The sequence below is a fragment of the Streptomyces sp. V4I8 genome, assembly GCF_041261225.1.
Lineage (GTDB): Bacteria > Actinomycetota > Actinomycetes > Streptomycetales > Streptomycetaceae > Streptomyces.
Genome location: NZ_JBGCCN010000001.1, coordinates 9689174 through 9705313, shown reverse-complemented (window position 1 = coordinate 9705313; position 16140 = coordinate 9689174). Strand labels below are relative to the sequence as shown.

Sequence of the window (16140 nt, the reverse complement as noted above, 5' to 3'; positions counted from 1 at the left end):
ACCCGAGTCCACACGGGCCGTTAGCAGTTGGACAAGGGGTATCGATCCTCCCCAAGGACGGTGTACTCCCATGAACTGCTCCAGCCGTTTCCTCTGCGCCCTCTACATCGCCACGAGCGCGGGGCTCGCCTGGACCTCGGTCCTCGAAGTCCGGTACGGCCCCGCATGGGCCGCGTGTCTGTTCGCCGCCGCCAGCATCGTGCCGATCATCGCCGTCGTACGGGAGACCGTGATCGGCGAACAGCGGCGCTGGCTACTGGAGTTGGTGGCGCGGACCGGGCGTGGGGGCGATGCCGCCGAGGCGATCGTCCGGGCGGAGCTCGACTCCGCGTGCTGCGAACGCTGGTGGACGAGCCTCGGCAGCGAGCACGACGTGACCTGCCGGCACGGGATGCCCCGGAGCAGCAGCGCCGCGTGAGCGTCAACGCCCGAGCGCCCCGTCGACCTCCTCCGTCAGCAGGGCGACGTAGTCGCGGGTCCAGCCCTCGATCGTGCCGCGGTCCCACAGGTCGGCCGAGTACTCCACGAACCCCTTCAGTTCGTCCCCGGCCGGGACGAGCCCGAAGGTGAGCTCCGTCCGGGACGCGGCCGGTGCGAGGTCCTCGATCGCCGTGGTCAGCCCCGGCAGTTCCACCTCCGTCTCAAGAGAGCTCTGGTAGGCGAAGCCGACGTCCAGCCGGTCCGGCACCTCGACGCCCGTGCGCTCCCGCATCGCGGGGGCGATCCGGCGCACCGGCAGGGCCCGGTCCATGCACTCCACCGTCCTACGGGCGACCTGGTCCGTCAGGGCGGCGAAGGAACCGGTGGCGCCGTCCCGTACCGGCAGCGCGAAGCCGGTGATCGTGCAGGCCAGCAGCGACTCGAAGGCGCGGCGCTCGCGGTTGGCGTAGGAGATGTTGAACACGACGTGGTCCTGCCCGGACTTCTGCGCGAGCATCCGGCCCAGGGCAGCCGCCGTGACCACGAAGGGGGTCGTCCCCCGCTCTCTCGCCAACCGTTCCACGGCGGCCCGCGTCCCGGCCGGCACGGTGAACATCACGGCGCCGCCCCGTCCGCTCGGATCCTTCGGCCGGGGCCGGTCCAGCGGCAGGTCGACGGTGAACGGCACGCCGTCGAGTTCGCGCAGCCAAAACCGCACCTTCCGTTCGTCGGCGGTCTCGTCCGCCTGCTCCCGCTGCCATCGGGCGTACGCCACGGGCTGGCACCGCACGGGCGGCAGGGTGTGCGGCTCACCCGTCACGGCCGAGCCGTAGAGCGCGGCCAGTTCCTTCAGCAGCAGGCTGACGGACCAGCCGTCGCAGGCGGAGTGGTGCAGGACGAGGAGCAGGACCCAGGTGCTGTCGCCGGTCCGCAGGAGGCGCAGCGCCATCGGTGTCCCGTCGGTGGGGTCGACCGGTCTCTCCGCCGCCTCGGCACTGGCCCGTTCCAGGGCGGACCGGCGTTCCGGCGCGGGCCGTGCGGTGAGGTCCTCGACGGGCAGTTCCACCTGCCCGGGCCGCAGCACCTGCTGCTCCCAGCCGTCCCCGCTGCGGGCGAGTCGGGTCCGCAGGCCCTCGTGCCGCTCGACGAGCCGGGTCAGGGCGGTGCGCAGGGCCGCCACGTCCAGGTCACCGGTGAGGGTGATCCGCAGGGCGACGTTGAAGACCTGCGGGAGGAGATGGTCGGCGTGCACGGTGGCGAAGCGGGCCTGTTGCGCCGTGGCGGGTGCCCGGCGTTCGACGGTGCCCGGACGGTCGTCGGCCCCGGTGAGCTGACTCGACGTCGTTTCACCGGCGTCTCCCGCCAGGTGTGCCGTCATGGCCCGCAGGGTCGGGGCCTGGTAGAAGCTCAGCATCGGGTACTCGGCGCCGAACTCCTCGCGGACGCGGTTGACCAGCCGCATCGCGGTGATCGAGTGACCGCCCAGGTCGAAGAAGGAGGCATCGTCCGCGATGCCGTCGGCGTCGATCCCGAACTCGGCCGCCCACAGCTGCCGCACGCGCCGCTCGACGTCGGTGCGCAGGCCCGCGGCCGGCTCCTCACTGCTCGGCCCGCGGCTCGGTCCCGTGGTGACGAGGTCGGGGGCGGGGAGCGCGGAGCGGTCCAGCTTGCCGTTGCCCGTCAGGGGAAGCGAGGGCAGGACGCGCCAGGCGCGCGGCACGAGGTACTCCGGCAGCCGGGCCGCGAGTTCCTCCGCCAACCGGTCGGCCAGGGCCTGCCGATCGTCGGGCGCTTGGGCGGCGGAAACGGCGTAGGCCGCGAGGTACGCCTCGCCGCGGTCGTTGCGCCGGGCCACTACGACCGCCTCGCCCACGACGTCGAGGGCGTTGAGCACCCGGGACACCTCCTCGGGCTCGACCCGGAAGCCCCGGATCTTCACCTGGTCGTCGGCCCGGCCGCAGAACTCCAGCTTGCCGTCGGCGGTCCAGCGCACGCGGTCGCCGGTGCGGTACCGGCGGGCATCCGGATCACCGGACGGGTCCGGCGGGAACCGCTCCGCGGTGAGCTCGGGGCGGTGCAGATACCCGAGGGCCACGCCTGGGCCGCCGACGTACAACTCCCCCACCGTGCCGACGGGAACCGGGTCGCCCGACTCGTCGAGCACGCTCAGCCGTACGTTGTCGACCGGGCGTCCGATCGCGATCGGCGGGGCGGGGTCCTGACCCTGGGGGGCGACGTTCTCCGTCGTGCACAGCACGGTGATCTCGGTCGGCCCGTACACGTTCACCGTCTCGTACGGCGCCTCGGGGCGCGGGTGGGTGCGCAGTGCGTCCCCGCCCAGCAGCAGATGACGCAGGGGCGGCTGGTCGGCCGTCGGCAGCCGCAGCAGTTGTTCGCCCAGCGCCGTGGGCAGGAACGAGAAGGTGACGCCCTGCTCGGCATACCACCGGGCCAGGGCGAGCGGGTCCCTGCGGACCTCCTCCTCGCCGATGGTGACCGACGCGCCCGCGGTCAGTGCCGGCCAGATCTCCAGGATCGAGGCGTCGAAACTCTGACTGCACACGACGGCGGCGCGGTCGGCCGGGGTGAAGGAGAAGCGCCGGTGGTGCCACGCGCACAGGTCGACGACGCCGCGGTGCGCGAGGACGACGCCTTTGGGTGTGCCGGTGCTGCCGGAGGTGTAGAGGACGCAGCACGGTGAGTCGCCATCAGCAGGTGACGTCGCGCGCGGTGAGTGGCGTGCGGTCGCGTCCGGCGCCACGACGGTCACGCCCGCCGGCAGCTTCAGCGTGGCCGCCTCGGCCTGGGTCGACACCACGATCCGGGCCCCGCACTCGGCGATGATCTGCTCGGCACGCACCCGGCCCAGGGACGGATCGAGCGGCACATAGGCACAGCCGGCCTTGAGTACGGCGAGCATGGCGACGACCAGGTCGGCGGAGCGCGGCAGCCACAGGGCGACCTCACCTCCTTCCGCGGGCTGCTGTGCACGCAGGAGGGCGCTCAACCGCTGGGCCCGGTCGTCGAGTTGCCGATACGTCAGTCGGGTGTCGCCGCTGATCACCGCGGTGCTGTCCGGCAGCGCGGCCGCCTGCCGGGCGACGAGCTCGTGGACGGTGGTCCGCGCGAGCGGACGGGAGGTGCCGTGCTGCCAGGCGGCCGGCACCGGGGCACCGTCGACCGCGGCCGGAGCGAGCCGGGACAGCGGTGCCTCGGGATCGTCGACCGCCGCCGCGAGCAGATCGCGGAAGGTGGCGAAGAACCGCTCGACGGTGTCCTGGTCGAACAGGTCGGTGTTGTACTCCAGATGGCAGCGGACGCCGTGCGGCTGGTCGGTGAAGTAGACGGTCAGATCCGTCAGCGACTTGTCCGGCCCCGCGTCCATCGGTGTCGCCTCGATGCCGGGCAGGTCGAAGCGGAACGGCTCGGCGCGCTGGTACTCGGCGAACGCCTGGAACACCGGTGTCCGGTCGATGGCCCTGGGCGGGGCGAGCTCGCGCACCACCGTTTCGAAGGGCACACGCGCGTGGTCGTACGCGTCGAGGGCGACCGTGCGCACCCGGTCCAGCAACGTGCCGAAGGCGGGATCGCCGGACAGGTCCAGGCGCAGCGCCAGGGTGTTCACGAAGAAGCCGAGCAGGTCCCCGGCCCGCTCGGGACGGTCCGAGATCGGGGTGCCGACGACGAGGTCCGTCTGCCCGGTGACCCGGTGCAGCATCGCCGCGTACCCGGCGAGCAGGGTCATGAACAGGGTGCTGCGGCTGGTGCGGCTCAACTCGCGCAGCCGACGGGAGAGTTCCGGGTCGAGGGTGTGGAAGACGGCCCGGCCGTTGGAGGTCATCGTCGACGGGCGCGGCCGGTCGGTGGGCAGGGCGAGGACGGGCAGGTCGCCGCCGAGGGTGCGGCGCCAGTAGGCCAGGTCCTCGTCGGCCTCGGGGCTGTTCGCGGACGCCGCCTGTTCCCTGGCGTGGTCGGCGTAGCTCCAGGTGAGCGTGGGCAGTTCGGGGGGCGTCCCCTCGCGTTCGGCGCGGTAGAGGGCGGAGAGGTCGCGGGCCAGGACGGTCGCGGAGGCCGCGTCGACCACGATGTGGTGCAGGGACAGCACGAGGACATGCTCCGCCTCGGCGAGCCTGACGAGCCGGGCACCGAACAGGGGACCGTCCGCGAGGTCGAAACGGCGTGCGCTCTCGGCCGCGAGGACGTCCTGGAGCGTGGTGCTGGTGCTGGTGCTGGTGCTACCGGTGCAGGTGCCGTCGACGACCTCGAAGTCGGGCTCGGCGGCCGCCCGCACCACCTGGCGCGGCTCGCCTTCGATCTCCCGGAAGACGGTACGAAGGCCCTCGTGCCGGGCGACGAGGCCGCGCAGCGCCGTGCGCAGCGCGGGTACGTCGAGTGGGCCGTCGAGGCGGATCGCCTTGATCTCGTTGTAGGCGGTACGGCCCGGCAGCAGGCGCTCCAGGAACCAGATCCGTTCCTGGCCGGGTGACAAGGGGGCGTCGGTGGAGGCGGGTACGGCGGGGGCGGGGGCCCGCACGTGGCCCACAGCCCGTGCCGAGCCGACGGCGCATGGCTGCCTGTAATGGCGGCGCAACGCGTCCAGGCGTGGCAGGCCCTGACGAAGCTCGCCCGGCGCGACGCCGAAGTCGACGAGGGCGACGATCTCGTCGGCACCCGCCGCCGTCACCGCGTCCACCACGGGGCGGACGCTGTCCACCGTCCCGATCAGGGCACGCTGGTCGCAGTAGCGGCCGTAGGCCCGCCGGAACACCGTCTCCAGGTCGTCCTCGCTCAGATCGGCCAGGTCGATGCTGTGTCCGAGGCTGTTCGTGACGCCGCTGAACACGGACAGGGACGCGCGCATATAGCGGGACAGCGGTTCGTACGCCTCGGTCCGCGCGGTGTCGTGGTCGTCCGCGAGGTAGGTGTGCAGCAGGACGGCGACCCGCCCGGCGTCCGGGTCCAGGCCGTGCCGGGCCCGGGCGCGCCGGTAGCGGGCGATGTTCTCGCCGAGCTGTTCGACGCTCTGGGTCATCAGGTTGGTGACGATGCCCAGGTCGTGCCGGGCGGCGAGTTCGTACGACGCCGGGTTGCCGACCACCGCGGTGTACATCGGCGGGGCGTCCTGCACCGGACGCGGGAAGAGCCGTACCTCGGTCTCGCCGTCACCGCCGGCCCGGCGCAGGGCGTCTCCGCGCCAGAACTTCCGTACGTCCTCCAGCTGTTCGTACATCAACTCCTTGTGCCGGCCGAACCGGTCGGGGAAGAAGACGAAGTCGTTGGCGCTCCAGCCGCTCGCGACACCCATGCCGACGCGCCCGCCGGAGAGGTTGTCGACCATCGCCCACTCCTCGGCGACGCGGATCGGGTCGTGCAGCGGCAGGACTACGGAGCCCGCGTTGAGGCGGATGCGTTCGGTCTCGCGGGACAGCGCGGCGGCCAGCACCGCCGGGTTGGGGAAGAGGCCACCGAAGGAGTGGAAGTGGCGCTCGGGTATCCAGAGCGCGTGGAAGCCGTGCCGGTCGGCGAACCGGGCGACGTCCATCAGGAGTTCGTACTGGCCCTGCCGGCGCGCCGAGGCGTCCTGCGGATAGTCGCCGAAGAAGTAGACGCTGAAGTCGGTGGTGTGCCCGGCGGTCTCGCTCGCGGGTCGCGTCCGGGATTCGGTGACGGCGGCGGCGTTCCAGGCCATGGAGGCCACCGGGGCGGGAGCCGGATCGGAGGCCGTCGGCGCCGGTTTCGGTGGCGCGGCCTTCGGCGCCACGGTTCGCCCGCCCGGGAAGAACCCCGCCGACCGCAGCTCGCGCAGCGAGTCCCGTACCGCGCCCGCCACGAACTCGAGGTCGCCGTCCGAGTGGGCGGTGGACAGGAAGAAGTTGCGCCACTCCCAGACGTGCACACCGCGCAGCATGAGGTGGTGGTAGAGGAGCTCCATGTCGGCGCGGTGCTCGAAGCGGAACTGGGAGCCGAAGTGGCTCATCCGCAGCGGGTACTCCTCGGCCTCGAAGAAGCCGTTGAGCGTGGCGGCCAGTTCGGCGGTACGCGCGTTGAGCCGCTCCTGGAGGCGGGGGCTGTGCTCCTTGAGGTGGGCCAGCACGGCGCGCGCGGCGACCATCGACACCGGGTGCTGGATGTACGTACCGCCGAAGAACGTGGTGTCGGCGGGCGGGTAGCTGTCGTCGCCGTACGACCAGTGGCCGCCGTCGACGCCGTCCATGATGTCGGCGCGGCCGGCGATGGCCCCGATGGGGAAGCCGCCGCCGAGGAGCTTGCCGTAGGTGGCGAGGTCCGGTGTGACGCCGTACAGCTCCTGCGCGCCGCGCGGGGCGGGGCGGAAGCCGGTCAGCATCTCGTCGAAGAGCAGCACGATGCCGTGGCGGCGGGTCAGCTCCCGCAGCCGGCGTACGAACTCGACCGGCTGCAGCCGGGGGTGCCGGCTCTGCACCGGCTCCACGACGACCGCGGCGATGTCGTGGGCGTGCCGCTCGATCGTCTCCAGGGCGGTGTCGCTGCCGTAGTCGAGTACCAGCAGATCGGAGACGGAGGCCTGCGGGATGCCTCGGGAGACGGGCACGGTGAGCTGGTCGGCGCCGGCGCCGGAGGTACGGCCGAGGACGTTGTCGGCATGGCCGTGATAGGCGCCGAGGAAGGTGACGATCTTGTCGCGGCCGGTGGCGGCGCGGGCGAGCCGGATGGCCGCGGAGTTCGCCTCCGTACCGGAGTTGGCGAAGGCCACGCGCTCCAGGCCGGTCAGTTCGGCGAGGAGTTCGGCCGCCTCGCCGGTCTCGACGTTGCGCGGGCCGAGCTGGATGCCACGGGACAGGTGCTCGCGGACTGCCTCGGTGACGAAGTCCGGCTCGTGGCCGAAGAGGAGGACGCCGAAGCCCATGGTGATGTCGACGTACTCGTTGCCGTCGACGTCCTGGAGCCGCGCCCCGCTCGCCCGGTGGCCCGCGATCGGGTACAGCATCTCCTTCGTGCCGCTGCGGAAGCCGACGACGGCACGGCTGTCGGCCAGGACGCGCCGGTAGCGCTGGGCGATCCGCTTGGAGGTCGGGGTTCTGGCGGTGTAGCGGCGGACGAGATCGGCCAGGTGCGCCTGCTGGGTGTGCGGCGAGACGTCCCGCACCATGCCGGAGCTTCTCGCGACCGTCACCCGGGGGCCGTGGACGTGCGGTGTCTCCGGGGCCGGGGCGGCCGCTCCGCCCATCTGTTCGGCGATGCGCTGCGCGAGGTCGGTCATCGCCGCCAGGTCCTGGTCCAGTGCGGCGGATATGCCGTTCAGTCCGTTCACTGGGCCACCTTGCCGTTGAGCCGGTCCGTGACCGCGGCGGTCTGGAGAGCGAGCAACTGGGAGAGCTGGGACATCATCTGGAGCTGGATCCGGGACATCTGCTGGATCTTGTGGGCGAGATCCTCCAGCTCCTCCCGGGTGGCGAACTCGGGAGCGAGAGCGGGAGCGGGGACGGAGGCGGAGGCGGGAGCGGGGACGGAGGCGGGAGCGGGGACGGAGGCGGGGACGGAGGCGGGGACGGGAGCGGGAGCCGCGGTCCTGGGCGCGATCCGCTCCGCCAACTCGGCCCGCTCCGCCGGAGGTTCGGCCGGCGCTGTCGCGGTCGTCGCTCCCGGCATGCGGGCGACGATGAACTCCGCGAGCCGCCGCGGCGTACCCGTCTCCTCGAACAGCTGCCGCATCGTGACCTTGACCTGGTGTTCCTGCTCCAGCTCCCGCAGCACGCTGATCATCTGCAGCGAGTCGGCGCCGAGGTCGAAGAAGGACGCGTCACCGACGATCGTCGACGGATCCTCGCCGAGGTGCCGGGCCGTCGCCTCGACGACGCTGTGGAGTACGCGCGCGACCGCTTCCTCTTGCTGAACCACTTCGGCTCCCCTTCTCGCTGGTGTTCCTGTGCTGCGGGCCGTCAACTCGGGCCCTGTCCAGTAGTGCCTGTGCTGGAACCGGTATCCGGGCAGCGGGACGCGCCGGCCCCCGCTGCCGGCCAGCAGCACCCGCCAGCCGACGTCCGCCCCCGCGCAGTGCAGCCCCGCCGCCGCACCCCAGAGCGAGCCGAGCCCGGTGCCGCGCCGCAGGGACGGCAGCGCCGGCACGGCGGGCAGCGCACGGCGGGCCAGTCCGCTGAGGGTGGTGTGCGGCCCGATCTCCAGCAGGACGTCGGGTTGTCGGGCGCCGATGCCGCGCAGGGCCTCGTCGAAACGGACGGGCTCGCGGGTGTGCCGTAGGAAGTAGTCGGCGTCCGGGGTCCAGCCGGGCGGCCGGGTCACTCCGTCCAGGGCGCTGACGAACGGAATCCGCACCGGCCGGAAGGACACGTCGTCGAGGACCTTCCGGAACTCCTCCAGCATGGGTTCCATCAGGGCGGTGTGGAAGGCGCGGGTCACTGTCAGCCGCTGCCCCGGGGTGCCGCGCTCCTCCAGCAGGGCGCATGCCCGGTCCACGGCATCGACGGGCCCGGCGAGCACCTGGGCGCGCTCCCCGTTGGTCACGGCGACCTCCAGGCCGGGCACCGCGTGGGCCAGGGCGAGGGCGGCCTCCCGGTCGAGCGCCGCCGCCAGCATCGCGCCGGGGGCGCAGCGCTGTTGCATCAGCCGGCCGCGCTCGGTGGTGAGGCGGAGACCGTCGTCGAGCGACAGGGCTCCGGCCGCGTACAGCGCGGCGTACTCTCCGACGCTGTGCCCGGTCACCGCGTACGGCTCGATGCCCGTGTCCCGCCAGAGCCGGACGAGGGCGCACTGCAGGGCGAACAACGCGGGCTGCGCGGTGTCCGTGCCCCAGAACGGCCCCTCACCCGGCCGCGCCCCACCCGCCGGCCCCTCCACCGGTACGTCGTCCGGTACGTCGTCCGCGCGCAGGGCGGCCAGGAGTGAGTCGCCGGTCAGGTCGCGGTAGTGGTGCTCGCAGGCGTCGAGCACCTCACGTGCGGCGGGGAAACGCTCGTAGAGGTGGCCGGCCATCCCCGGGTACTGGCTGCCCTGCCCGGTGAACTGGAACGCGACACGGGCGGGGCCCTCCTGCGGTGTCGTCCCCGCGATGACCGTCACCCCGGCGCGCCTGGCGAGCCAGGCGTCGAGGGTGTCGGCGAGGGCCGCCGGGGTGGCGCCGCGGGCCGCGAGCCGGTGGCGGCCGTGGGCGCGGCCCAGGGCGGCGGTGGAGACGAGGTCCGCCAAGTGGGGTGCGGGCGGCTGCCGTAACCGGTCGCGGAGGGCACGGGCGTTGTCCGCGAGCGCGTCCTCGCAGCTCGCGGACACCAGGAGCACGTCCGGCGGGGCGGCGGCATCGGGCCGGGGCACGGGGGCGGGGGCCTGCTCCAGGATCAGGTGGACGTTGGTGCCGCCGACGCCGAGTGAGGTGACGCCCGCGCGGCGGGGCACGGCTGTCCCGGGCCAGGGCAGGGCGGTCCGGGGGATGTAGAAGGGGCTGCGGTCGAGGTCGAGGGCGGGGTTGGGCTCGCTGAAGTTGGCCATCGGCGGGATGACACCGTGTTTCAGGACCAGCAGGGTCTTGACGAGTCCGGCGAGACCGGAGGCCGCGTCGAGATGGCCGATGTTGGCCTTGGTCGAGCCGAGGGCGCAGTAGCCGGTGCGGTCGGTGTCCTCGCGGTAGGCGCCGGTCGCGCCGTCGAACTCGATCGGGTCGCCCTTGAGCGTGCCCGTGCCGTGGGTCTCCAGGTAGCCGATGGTGTCCGCGCCGACGCCGGCGCGCCGCAGGGCCTGGCGGATGGCCGCCCGCTGGCCCGGTGCGCTGGGGGCGGCGAAGGCCGACTTGCCGGCGCCGTCGTTGGTGACGCCCCAGCCGCGGACGACCCCGTGGATCGTGTCGCCGTCGGCGACGGCCCGGGCCAGCCGTTTCAGTACGACGGCCAGGACGCCGGTCCCTCCCACGGTGCCGTCGGCCCCGGCGTCGAAGGCCCGCAGGCGGCCGGTTCTGGAGAGGATCGAGCCTTTGACGTGGCGGTAGCCCAGGACCTGCGGCACATGGACGGCGGTGGCGCCGACGAGGGCGATGTCGCAGTCGCCCATGAGCAGGGACTGGGCGGCGCACTGCACGCCGACCAGTGAACTGGAGCAGCCCGTCTGGACGTTGACGGCGGGCCCGGTCAGGCCCAGCCGGTAGGCGACCCGGGTGGCCGTGAAGTCGGCGTGGTTGCCGATCGTGATCTGCATGCCCGCCGTCCAGTCGGAGGGGGCCTCGCTGGGCAGGACGTTGTTGAGGAGGTAGTTCCGCAGGGTGTACAGGTGGTATCCGGTGCTGGCGTAGACGCCGACGCGGGTGCCGTCCCGTTCGTCCGGGTAGCCGGCGTCCTCCAGGGCATGCTGGGCGCATTCCAGGAACATGCGGTGCTGGGGGTCGGTGAGGCGGGCCTCGCGGGCGCTCATCGCGAAGTGCTGGGCGTCGAAGCCCGCGATGTCGTCCAGCACACCGGAGGCTCCGACGAAGTCCGCGGCCCGGTACTCCTCGGCGGGGACGCCGGCGGCGGCCAGTTCCTCCTCCGTGAACCGGCTGACGCAGTCCGTGCCGTCGCGGATGACACGCCAGAACTCCTCGGGCGTGTCACCGCCGGGCAGCCGGAAGGCCATGCCGATGACGGCCATCCGCGGGTCGGGTTCGCTCGTGGTCATCGGCCGTGTCCCTCCGGCACTGCCGAGTTGTCCCGGCCAATCGTTTCCTCAGCGGCGCGGTCGCGGGTTCCGCACCGGCCGAGGAGCAGCAGGAGCAGGGCCGCGCAGAGGACGATCGCGAGGCCGTGGAAGGAGGCCACCACCTGGAGCGGCGAGAACGTCTCCAGCAGGGCGCCGCTCACGAGCATGCCGAGTCCGAAGCCGGTGTTCTCGGCCGAGGCGGAGAGCCCGAAGAGGCGGCCGCGCTGGTCGTCCGGGGCGGCCTGGAGCCGCGACACGTAGACGATCTCGGTGAACCCGTCGGCGGCTCCGGCGACGAGCGCTGCGATGACGGCGGGCACGGTCGGCAGCCCGCTGAACACCACGATGAACCCGGCCGACATCACACACGCACCGAGCGCGAACGCCCGCTCCCCCGGGGTCCGGCCGGTCTTCTTGGTGACCCGGCCGATCACCTGCTGGGCCACGATGTTGCCGATGGCCCAGGTGGCCCAGAACTGGCTGATGAAAGTGGCCGGATGGTCGGGGTCCAGGCTGCTGGAGTAGAGGGGCAGGGCGACGTTGTGGGAGGAGGAGCCCAGCCCGTCCACCGCGCGGATCGCGATCATCGCCATCAGCAGCGGGGCCGTCCCCAGCATCACCCGGACCGTCCGGCGGGCGGCGCCGGAGGCTGCCGCGGAGCCGCCGCCGACGGCGTCCTCGGCCGCCCTGGTGCGGACGGGCAGCAGGAACAGCACCGTCGCGGAGACCAGGAAGGTCGCGGCGTCCAGCGCGAACGCCGTGGAGTAGCCGAACTCGGCCACCACCACGCCCGACGAGGCGAACCCGGCGATCATGGCGAGCGAACGCCCCGTCACCAGCAGCCCGTTGGCGCGCACGCGGTGCTCCGCGCCGACGATCTCCGGGATGCTGCTGCGCAGGGCCACCTGGGAGAGGGTCGAGCAGCCGCCCGTGACCACCGCGAGAGCGTAGAGCAGCCCGATGCGGGTGCCGTCCGGTGCGAGCAGCAGAGTCAGCAGTGCCGTGGCCTGGCACAGGTCGGCGCCGACCATCAGACGCTTGCGGTCGTGGACCGAGACGAGCCGGCCGCTCACCCAGCCCGAGACGACGTTCGTCGCCAGGCGTACGGCCATGAAGAGGCCGGCGGCCGGCGCGCTGCCGGTGGCGTCGTAGACGAAGACGTTCAGCGCCACCATGTTCAGGTAACTGCCGTACGCCGAGATGCCGTTGCCCAGGACGAGCAGACGGAAGTACCTCATGCACCTTCCCCTGGTCTGCATGAAGGGTGTGAGTGATGTGCGGCCGGGCCGCCTGGCCCGCCTGCCCGCTCAGTGGCGGGGCGCACTCCGGCTCGGTGGCGGGCCGCCGCCCCGCCACCGAGCGGGCAGGCGCGTTCGTTCCCCCCTTGCCTGCCCGGCACAAGAACCGTTCCCCCTACGGGCCGCCGGACGGCGGCCGTCGGTCCGCCACCCAAGCAGACCCGGACAGGCGGGTTCAAGGCTCGTGGGGAGGTCCAGACGACTTCCGGTCCGGATTTGGCGAGTTCGGAACACTCCTCCGGGCGGCGTGAGGGTGCGGGGCCCCGGGGTCCTGGGCACCCTGGCCGGCTGAGCACCGCCGCGGGCGAGGACCCCTCCTGCTGTAGGGGGCGTTCCCATTGGAGTGGCCCCATGACCAGGACGGAGACGCCCCGCAGGAAGCGCGCGAACGGGGTGGAGTCACGCCGGCGCATCCTCGACGCCGCCCTGGAGATCGCCGAAGTGGCCACGCCCCTGTTCCCCGACCTGGACGAGGACGCCGTCCACACCCTCACCACCTACGCCATCGCCGGCGCCGACGGCCTGTTCGTGCACCGCGAGGTGGGCGGCGGCTCGGTCGACCTCGTGGCGTTGTTCGAGCTGCACGCACAGCTGGTCCACGACGCGGCGGCCCGGATGGCGGCAGGGCGGTAGGCCTTGCCGCCACACGGGTGCTGAGACGGGCCGGGACTGCGGGCCAGGACTACGGGCCGGGACTGGGCCGGGACCGTGCCTGGCGGGAGGCTATGGCGTGGCGGCCCCGCGAGGCCGCGCCGAGAAGGCGTCCGCGTGTTCCGCGGCCCACTGGCCGAAGGTGCGGGCCGGGCGACCGGTGACCTTCTCCACGGTGTCGACGACCGTACGGCCCACCTCCGGGGTGTTCCCGTACGCCTCCAGCAGGAAGCCGATCACTTCCTCCGGGTGGCCGGCCTCCCGCCACCGCGCGACGGCCTGGTCCCCGGTCAGCTCGACCAGGGCGATCTCCCGGCCGCCGGCGGCGGCGAGCGCGGCCACCTTGTCGGTGACGGTGAGCAGTTCGGGTCCGGTGATCACGTACTCCTGGCCGCCGTGCCCCTCCTCGGTGAGCGCGACCGCGGCGACGGCGCCGATGTCGCCCTCGTGGACCATGGCGCTCAGCCGCGAGACGAACGGCTCCCGCACCTCACCCGAGGTCACGACGCCGTCCGCCCACTCCAGGGCGTTGGCCATGAACTCGACCGGCATGAGGACGGTCCAGGCCACCCCCTCGTCCGCCCGCACGGCGTCCTCCAGGAGGGACGGCCCGCCACCGTGCAGCACGGTGACCCGGCGCACTCCGGCCGCGCGGGCGAGCTCCAGGATGCGCGGGCCGGTCTCCAACGGGGTGAAGTAGGGCCCGCCGAAGGTGATCAGATGGAGGCCGCTCACGCCTTCGAGGGCCGGGACCAGGCCGTCGGGTTTGGTCAGGTCGCCCTGGACGACCTCGACGCCGGCCGGGAGGTCGGCCCGCGCGGCGTCCCGGGTGAGCGCGCGGACCGCGTGGCCGCGGGCGAGGAGTTCGGCGACGACCTGGCGGCCGACGGTTCCGGTGGCACCGGTGACAAGGATCTTCTGCGTCTGGGTCATGGATCGACCGTAGGAAGGCTTGCGGTCAGCTTCTGTCCGCAAGCCTGACCCGACTCAGACGCCCGTCACCTCCACCGAGAGGTCGTTGTCGACCGTGTAGTAGGGACGCACCGCGGCACCGCCGACCACGGCCGTCGGATACACGAAGATCTCCTTGCGGTCCGCCACGTCGTCGAGCAGACGCCCGAGCCGGATCGGAGCCGGCCCCCCGTCGGATCCGGCATGCACGCTCACGTCCCAGACACGGTCCTTCGCGTCGCCGTCGGCGACCAGCTCCGCGTGGTCCACGACGAAGGAGAACGCTCGGCCGTCGCTCTCGCCCCGCAGCTCCAGGTCCCGTACCGTGCCGTTGCCGCCCCTCAGTCGCAGTCGTACCGCGGCTCCCCCGGAGAGCGAGGTGCCGTGCAGCCGGGCCCTGACGGTCGTCGTCCGGTCCGTGACGTCGATGCCCTCGACCTCCGCGTGGGCGGTGCGCAGCCAGGCCCGCACCGCGAGACAGCCGTCCTTCGTGACGTACGGGACCCGCACGGCCACCGGCGACGGCCGGTCACGGAGGTGTCCGTCGACGAGGGCGCGCAGGTCACGCAGGCCGGGGCGCAGGCGCAGGCGGGATGCGCCGGGTTCGGGGAGGAGGTACGGATCCCACCGGCCCTCGGCGAGTGCGGGCTGCGGCTCCAGGACGGCGAGGAGGCGGCCGTCGTGCGCGGTTTCCAGGTCGAGGACGTGGACGGTCTTCTCCGGTTGCCCCTTCTTGGGGCGCAGCCGCAGCAGCAGCTGGGGAGACGGGGCGTCGCAGGCCGCCGCCGGCGGAAGGTCGAAGACGATCCGGCCGTCCGCGTCGGCCGTGCAGTCGGCCCGCAGCTGCGTGCCTGTCGCCGTGTCGGGTTTCGTGTTCAACGCCGTCCCCTCCGTACCGTGCGCAGCGCGCCGGAGGCCACGGCGTACGCGGCGTCGCGGGCGGCGAAGCCCTGGCTGACCAGGGCGTGTTGTATTCGGCCGGCTGCCGGTGCGACCGGTCGCCCGGTCCCGCGCGCCGACTTGGCCTCGTCGATCAGTCGCTCGGCCTGCTCCACGACGGGGACCGGCGCGAACCGTCTCGCGTTCTCCATGGCCGTGCGGCCCATCCGCCGGCGCAGTTCGTCGTCGCGGACGAGGTCGAGGAGCGCGGCGCCCAGCGCGTCACGGTCCCCGACCGGCACCAGCCGGCCGTCGACGCCGTCCTCGATGATCTCGCCGGGTCCGTAGGGGCAGTCGGTGCTCACCACGGGCAGGCCGCAGCGCATGGCCTCGACGATCGTCATGCCGAACGGCTCGAAGTTGGAGGCGCACGCGGCGATCGAGCCCTTGACCCACTCGGCCTCCATGGGGGCCGCCGCACCCATCAGCAGAGCGTGCTCGGACAGGCCCAGGCGCTGGATGAGCTGCCGCAGCCGTGCCTGCTCCTCCCCCTTGCCGTAGATGCGCAGTCGCCAGTCCGGGTGTGCGGCGGCGACCTGCGCGAACGCCTCGATGAGCAGGTCGTATCGCTTGACGGGGACCAGCCGGCCGGCCGCGACGACCACCTTCGCGTTGCCGTCCGCCGCGGGCAGGACCGGATCGGGCACGCTGTTCGGGAGTGCCTCCACCCGGACCCCGGGCAGTCGCATCTTGCGCCGGTAGGCGGCGGCGTCCGCCTCCGTGACCGTGGTGAGCACGTCGAGCCGGCGGTAGGCCCGGCGCAGCGCGGTGCGCAGCCGGGGCGGGTGGTTGTCGAGGGTGAGGTGCTCCTGCCCGATACGGACGACGTGCTCCGGCGCCTGGAGTGCGAGGTGCACGTTGAGTCCCGGCCGGGTGCCGATGACGACGTCGGCGTCGATCGCCGCCAGGCACTCGCCGATCCGCCGGTCGGTCAGCTCGCTGTACTGCCCGTAGCGGTACTCGGCGGTGGGGAACACCCTCGCCGGTCTGAGGTGCAGGGGGTGTTCCTTCTCGTGCCGCAGGTCCACCAGCGGCCTTAAGGACACTCTCGGGTCCAGGGTGAAGTTCGGGTGTTCGCGGTGCCGCAGCACCGAGACGATCTCCACTTCGTGCCGCTCGGCCAGTGCCTGTGCCAGGTTGAAGGTGGTGGTGATCGTGCCTCCGATCCCGTAGGCGTTGTGCAGCAGGAAAGAGATCTTCATGGCGGACTAGACCTCGACAACCA

The 16140-nt window shown here is 72.8% G+C and carries 8 protein-coding genes; 2 read left to right on the top strand and 6 right to left on the bottom strand.

What is annotated here, in order from left to right:
* Positions 1-70: 70 nt before the first annotated feature.
* On the top strand, positions 71-418 hold the full coding sequence (locus ABIE67_RS44055) for a hypothetical protein (RefSeq protein WP_370267203.1): 348 nt from the start codon (positions 71-73) through the stop codon (positions 416-418).
* 3 nt (positions 419-421) lie between these two features.
* Here the strand turns inward: ABIE67_RS44055 and ABIE67_RS44050 are convergent, their stop codons facing one another.
* Genes ABIE67_RS44050 through ABIE67_RS44040 form a run of 3 tightly spaced genes read right to left on the bottom strand, consistent with a single transcriptional unit; the run spans position 422 to position 12314 of the window.
* Positions 422-7711 (bottom strand): MupA/Atu3671 family FMN-dependent luciferase-like monooxygenase, encoded by a 7290-nt coding sequence (locus tag ABIE67_RS44050; protein WP_370267202.1) that lies wholly within the window; start codon positions 7709-7711, stop codon positions 422-424.
* Positions 7708-11055, bottom strand: coding sequence for a type I polyketide synthase (locus ABIE67_RS44045; protein ID WP_370267200.1), 3348 nt, complete (start codon positions 11053-11055; stop codon positions 7708-7710). The genes ABIE67_RS44050 and ABIE67_RS44045 overlap by 4 nt, the downstream gene beginning before the upstream one ends.
* Positions 11052-12314, bottom strand: a complete 1263-nt coding sequence (locus tag ABIE67_RS44040; RefSeq protein WP_370267199.1) for an MFS transporter — start codon at positions 12312-12314, stop codon at positions 11052-11054. The genes ABIE67_RS44045 and ABIE67_RS44040 overlap by 4 nt, the downstream gene beginning before the upstream one ends.
* 411 nt (positions 12315-12725) lie before the next feature.
* On the opposite strand from ABIE67_RS44040, the gene ABIE67_RS44035 reads away from it, so the two are divergent.
* Positions 12726-13007 carry a hypothetical protein gene (locus ABIE67_RS44035; protein ID WP_370267198.1) on the top strand — a complete coding sequence of 94 codons (282 nt, stop codon included), beginning with the start codon at positions 12726-12728 and terminating at the stop codon, positions 13005-13007.
* A gap of 90 nt (positions 13008-13097) precedes the next feature.
* Here ABIE67_RS44035 and ABIE67_RS44030 read toward each other — a convergent pair whose 3' ends face one another.
* The 3 genes from ABIE67_RS44030 to ABIE67_RS44020 are packed head-to-tail and all read right to left on the bottom strand — an operon-like array spanning position 13098 to position 16117.
* On the bottom strand, positions 13098-13958 hold the full coding sequence (locus ABIE67_RS44030; protein WP_370267197.1) for an NAD(P)H-binding protein: 861 nt from the start codon (positions 13956-13958) through the stop codon (positions 13098-13100).
* Between the two features lie 54 nt (positions 13959-14012).
* Positions 14013-14855, bottom strand: a complete 843-nt coding sequence (locus ABIE67_RS44025; protein ID WP_370267195.1) for a transferase — start codon at positions 14853-14855, stop codon at positions 14013-14015.
* On the bottom strand, positions 14852-16117 hold the full coding sequence (locus tag ABIE67_RS44020) for a glycosyltransferase family 4 protein (RefSeq protein WP_370267194.1): 1266 nt from the start codon (positions 16115-16117) through the stop codon (positions 14852-14854). Before ABIE67_RS44020 ends, ABIE67_RS44025 begins: the two co-directional genes overlap by 4 nt.
* Positions 16118-16140 lie beyond the last annotated feature (23 nt).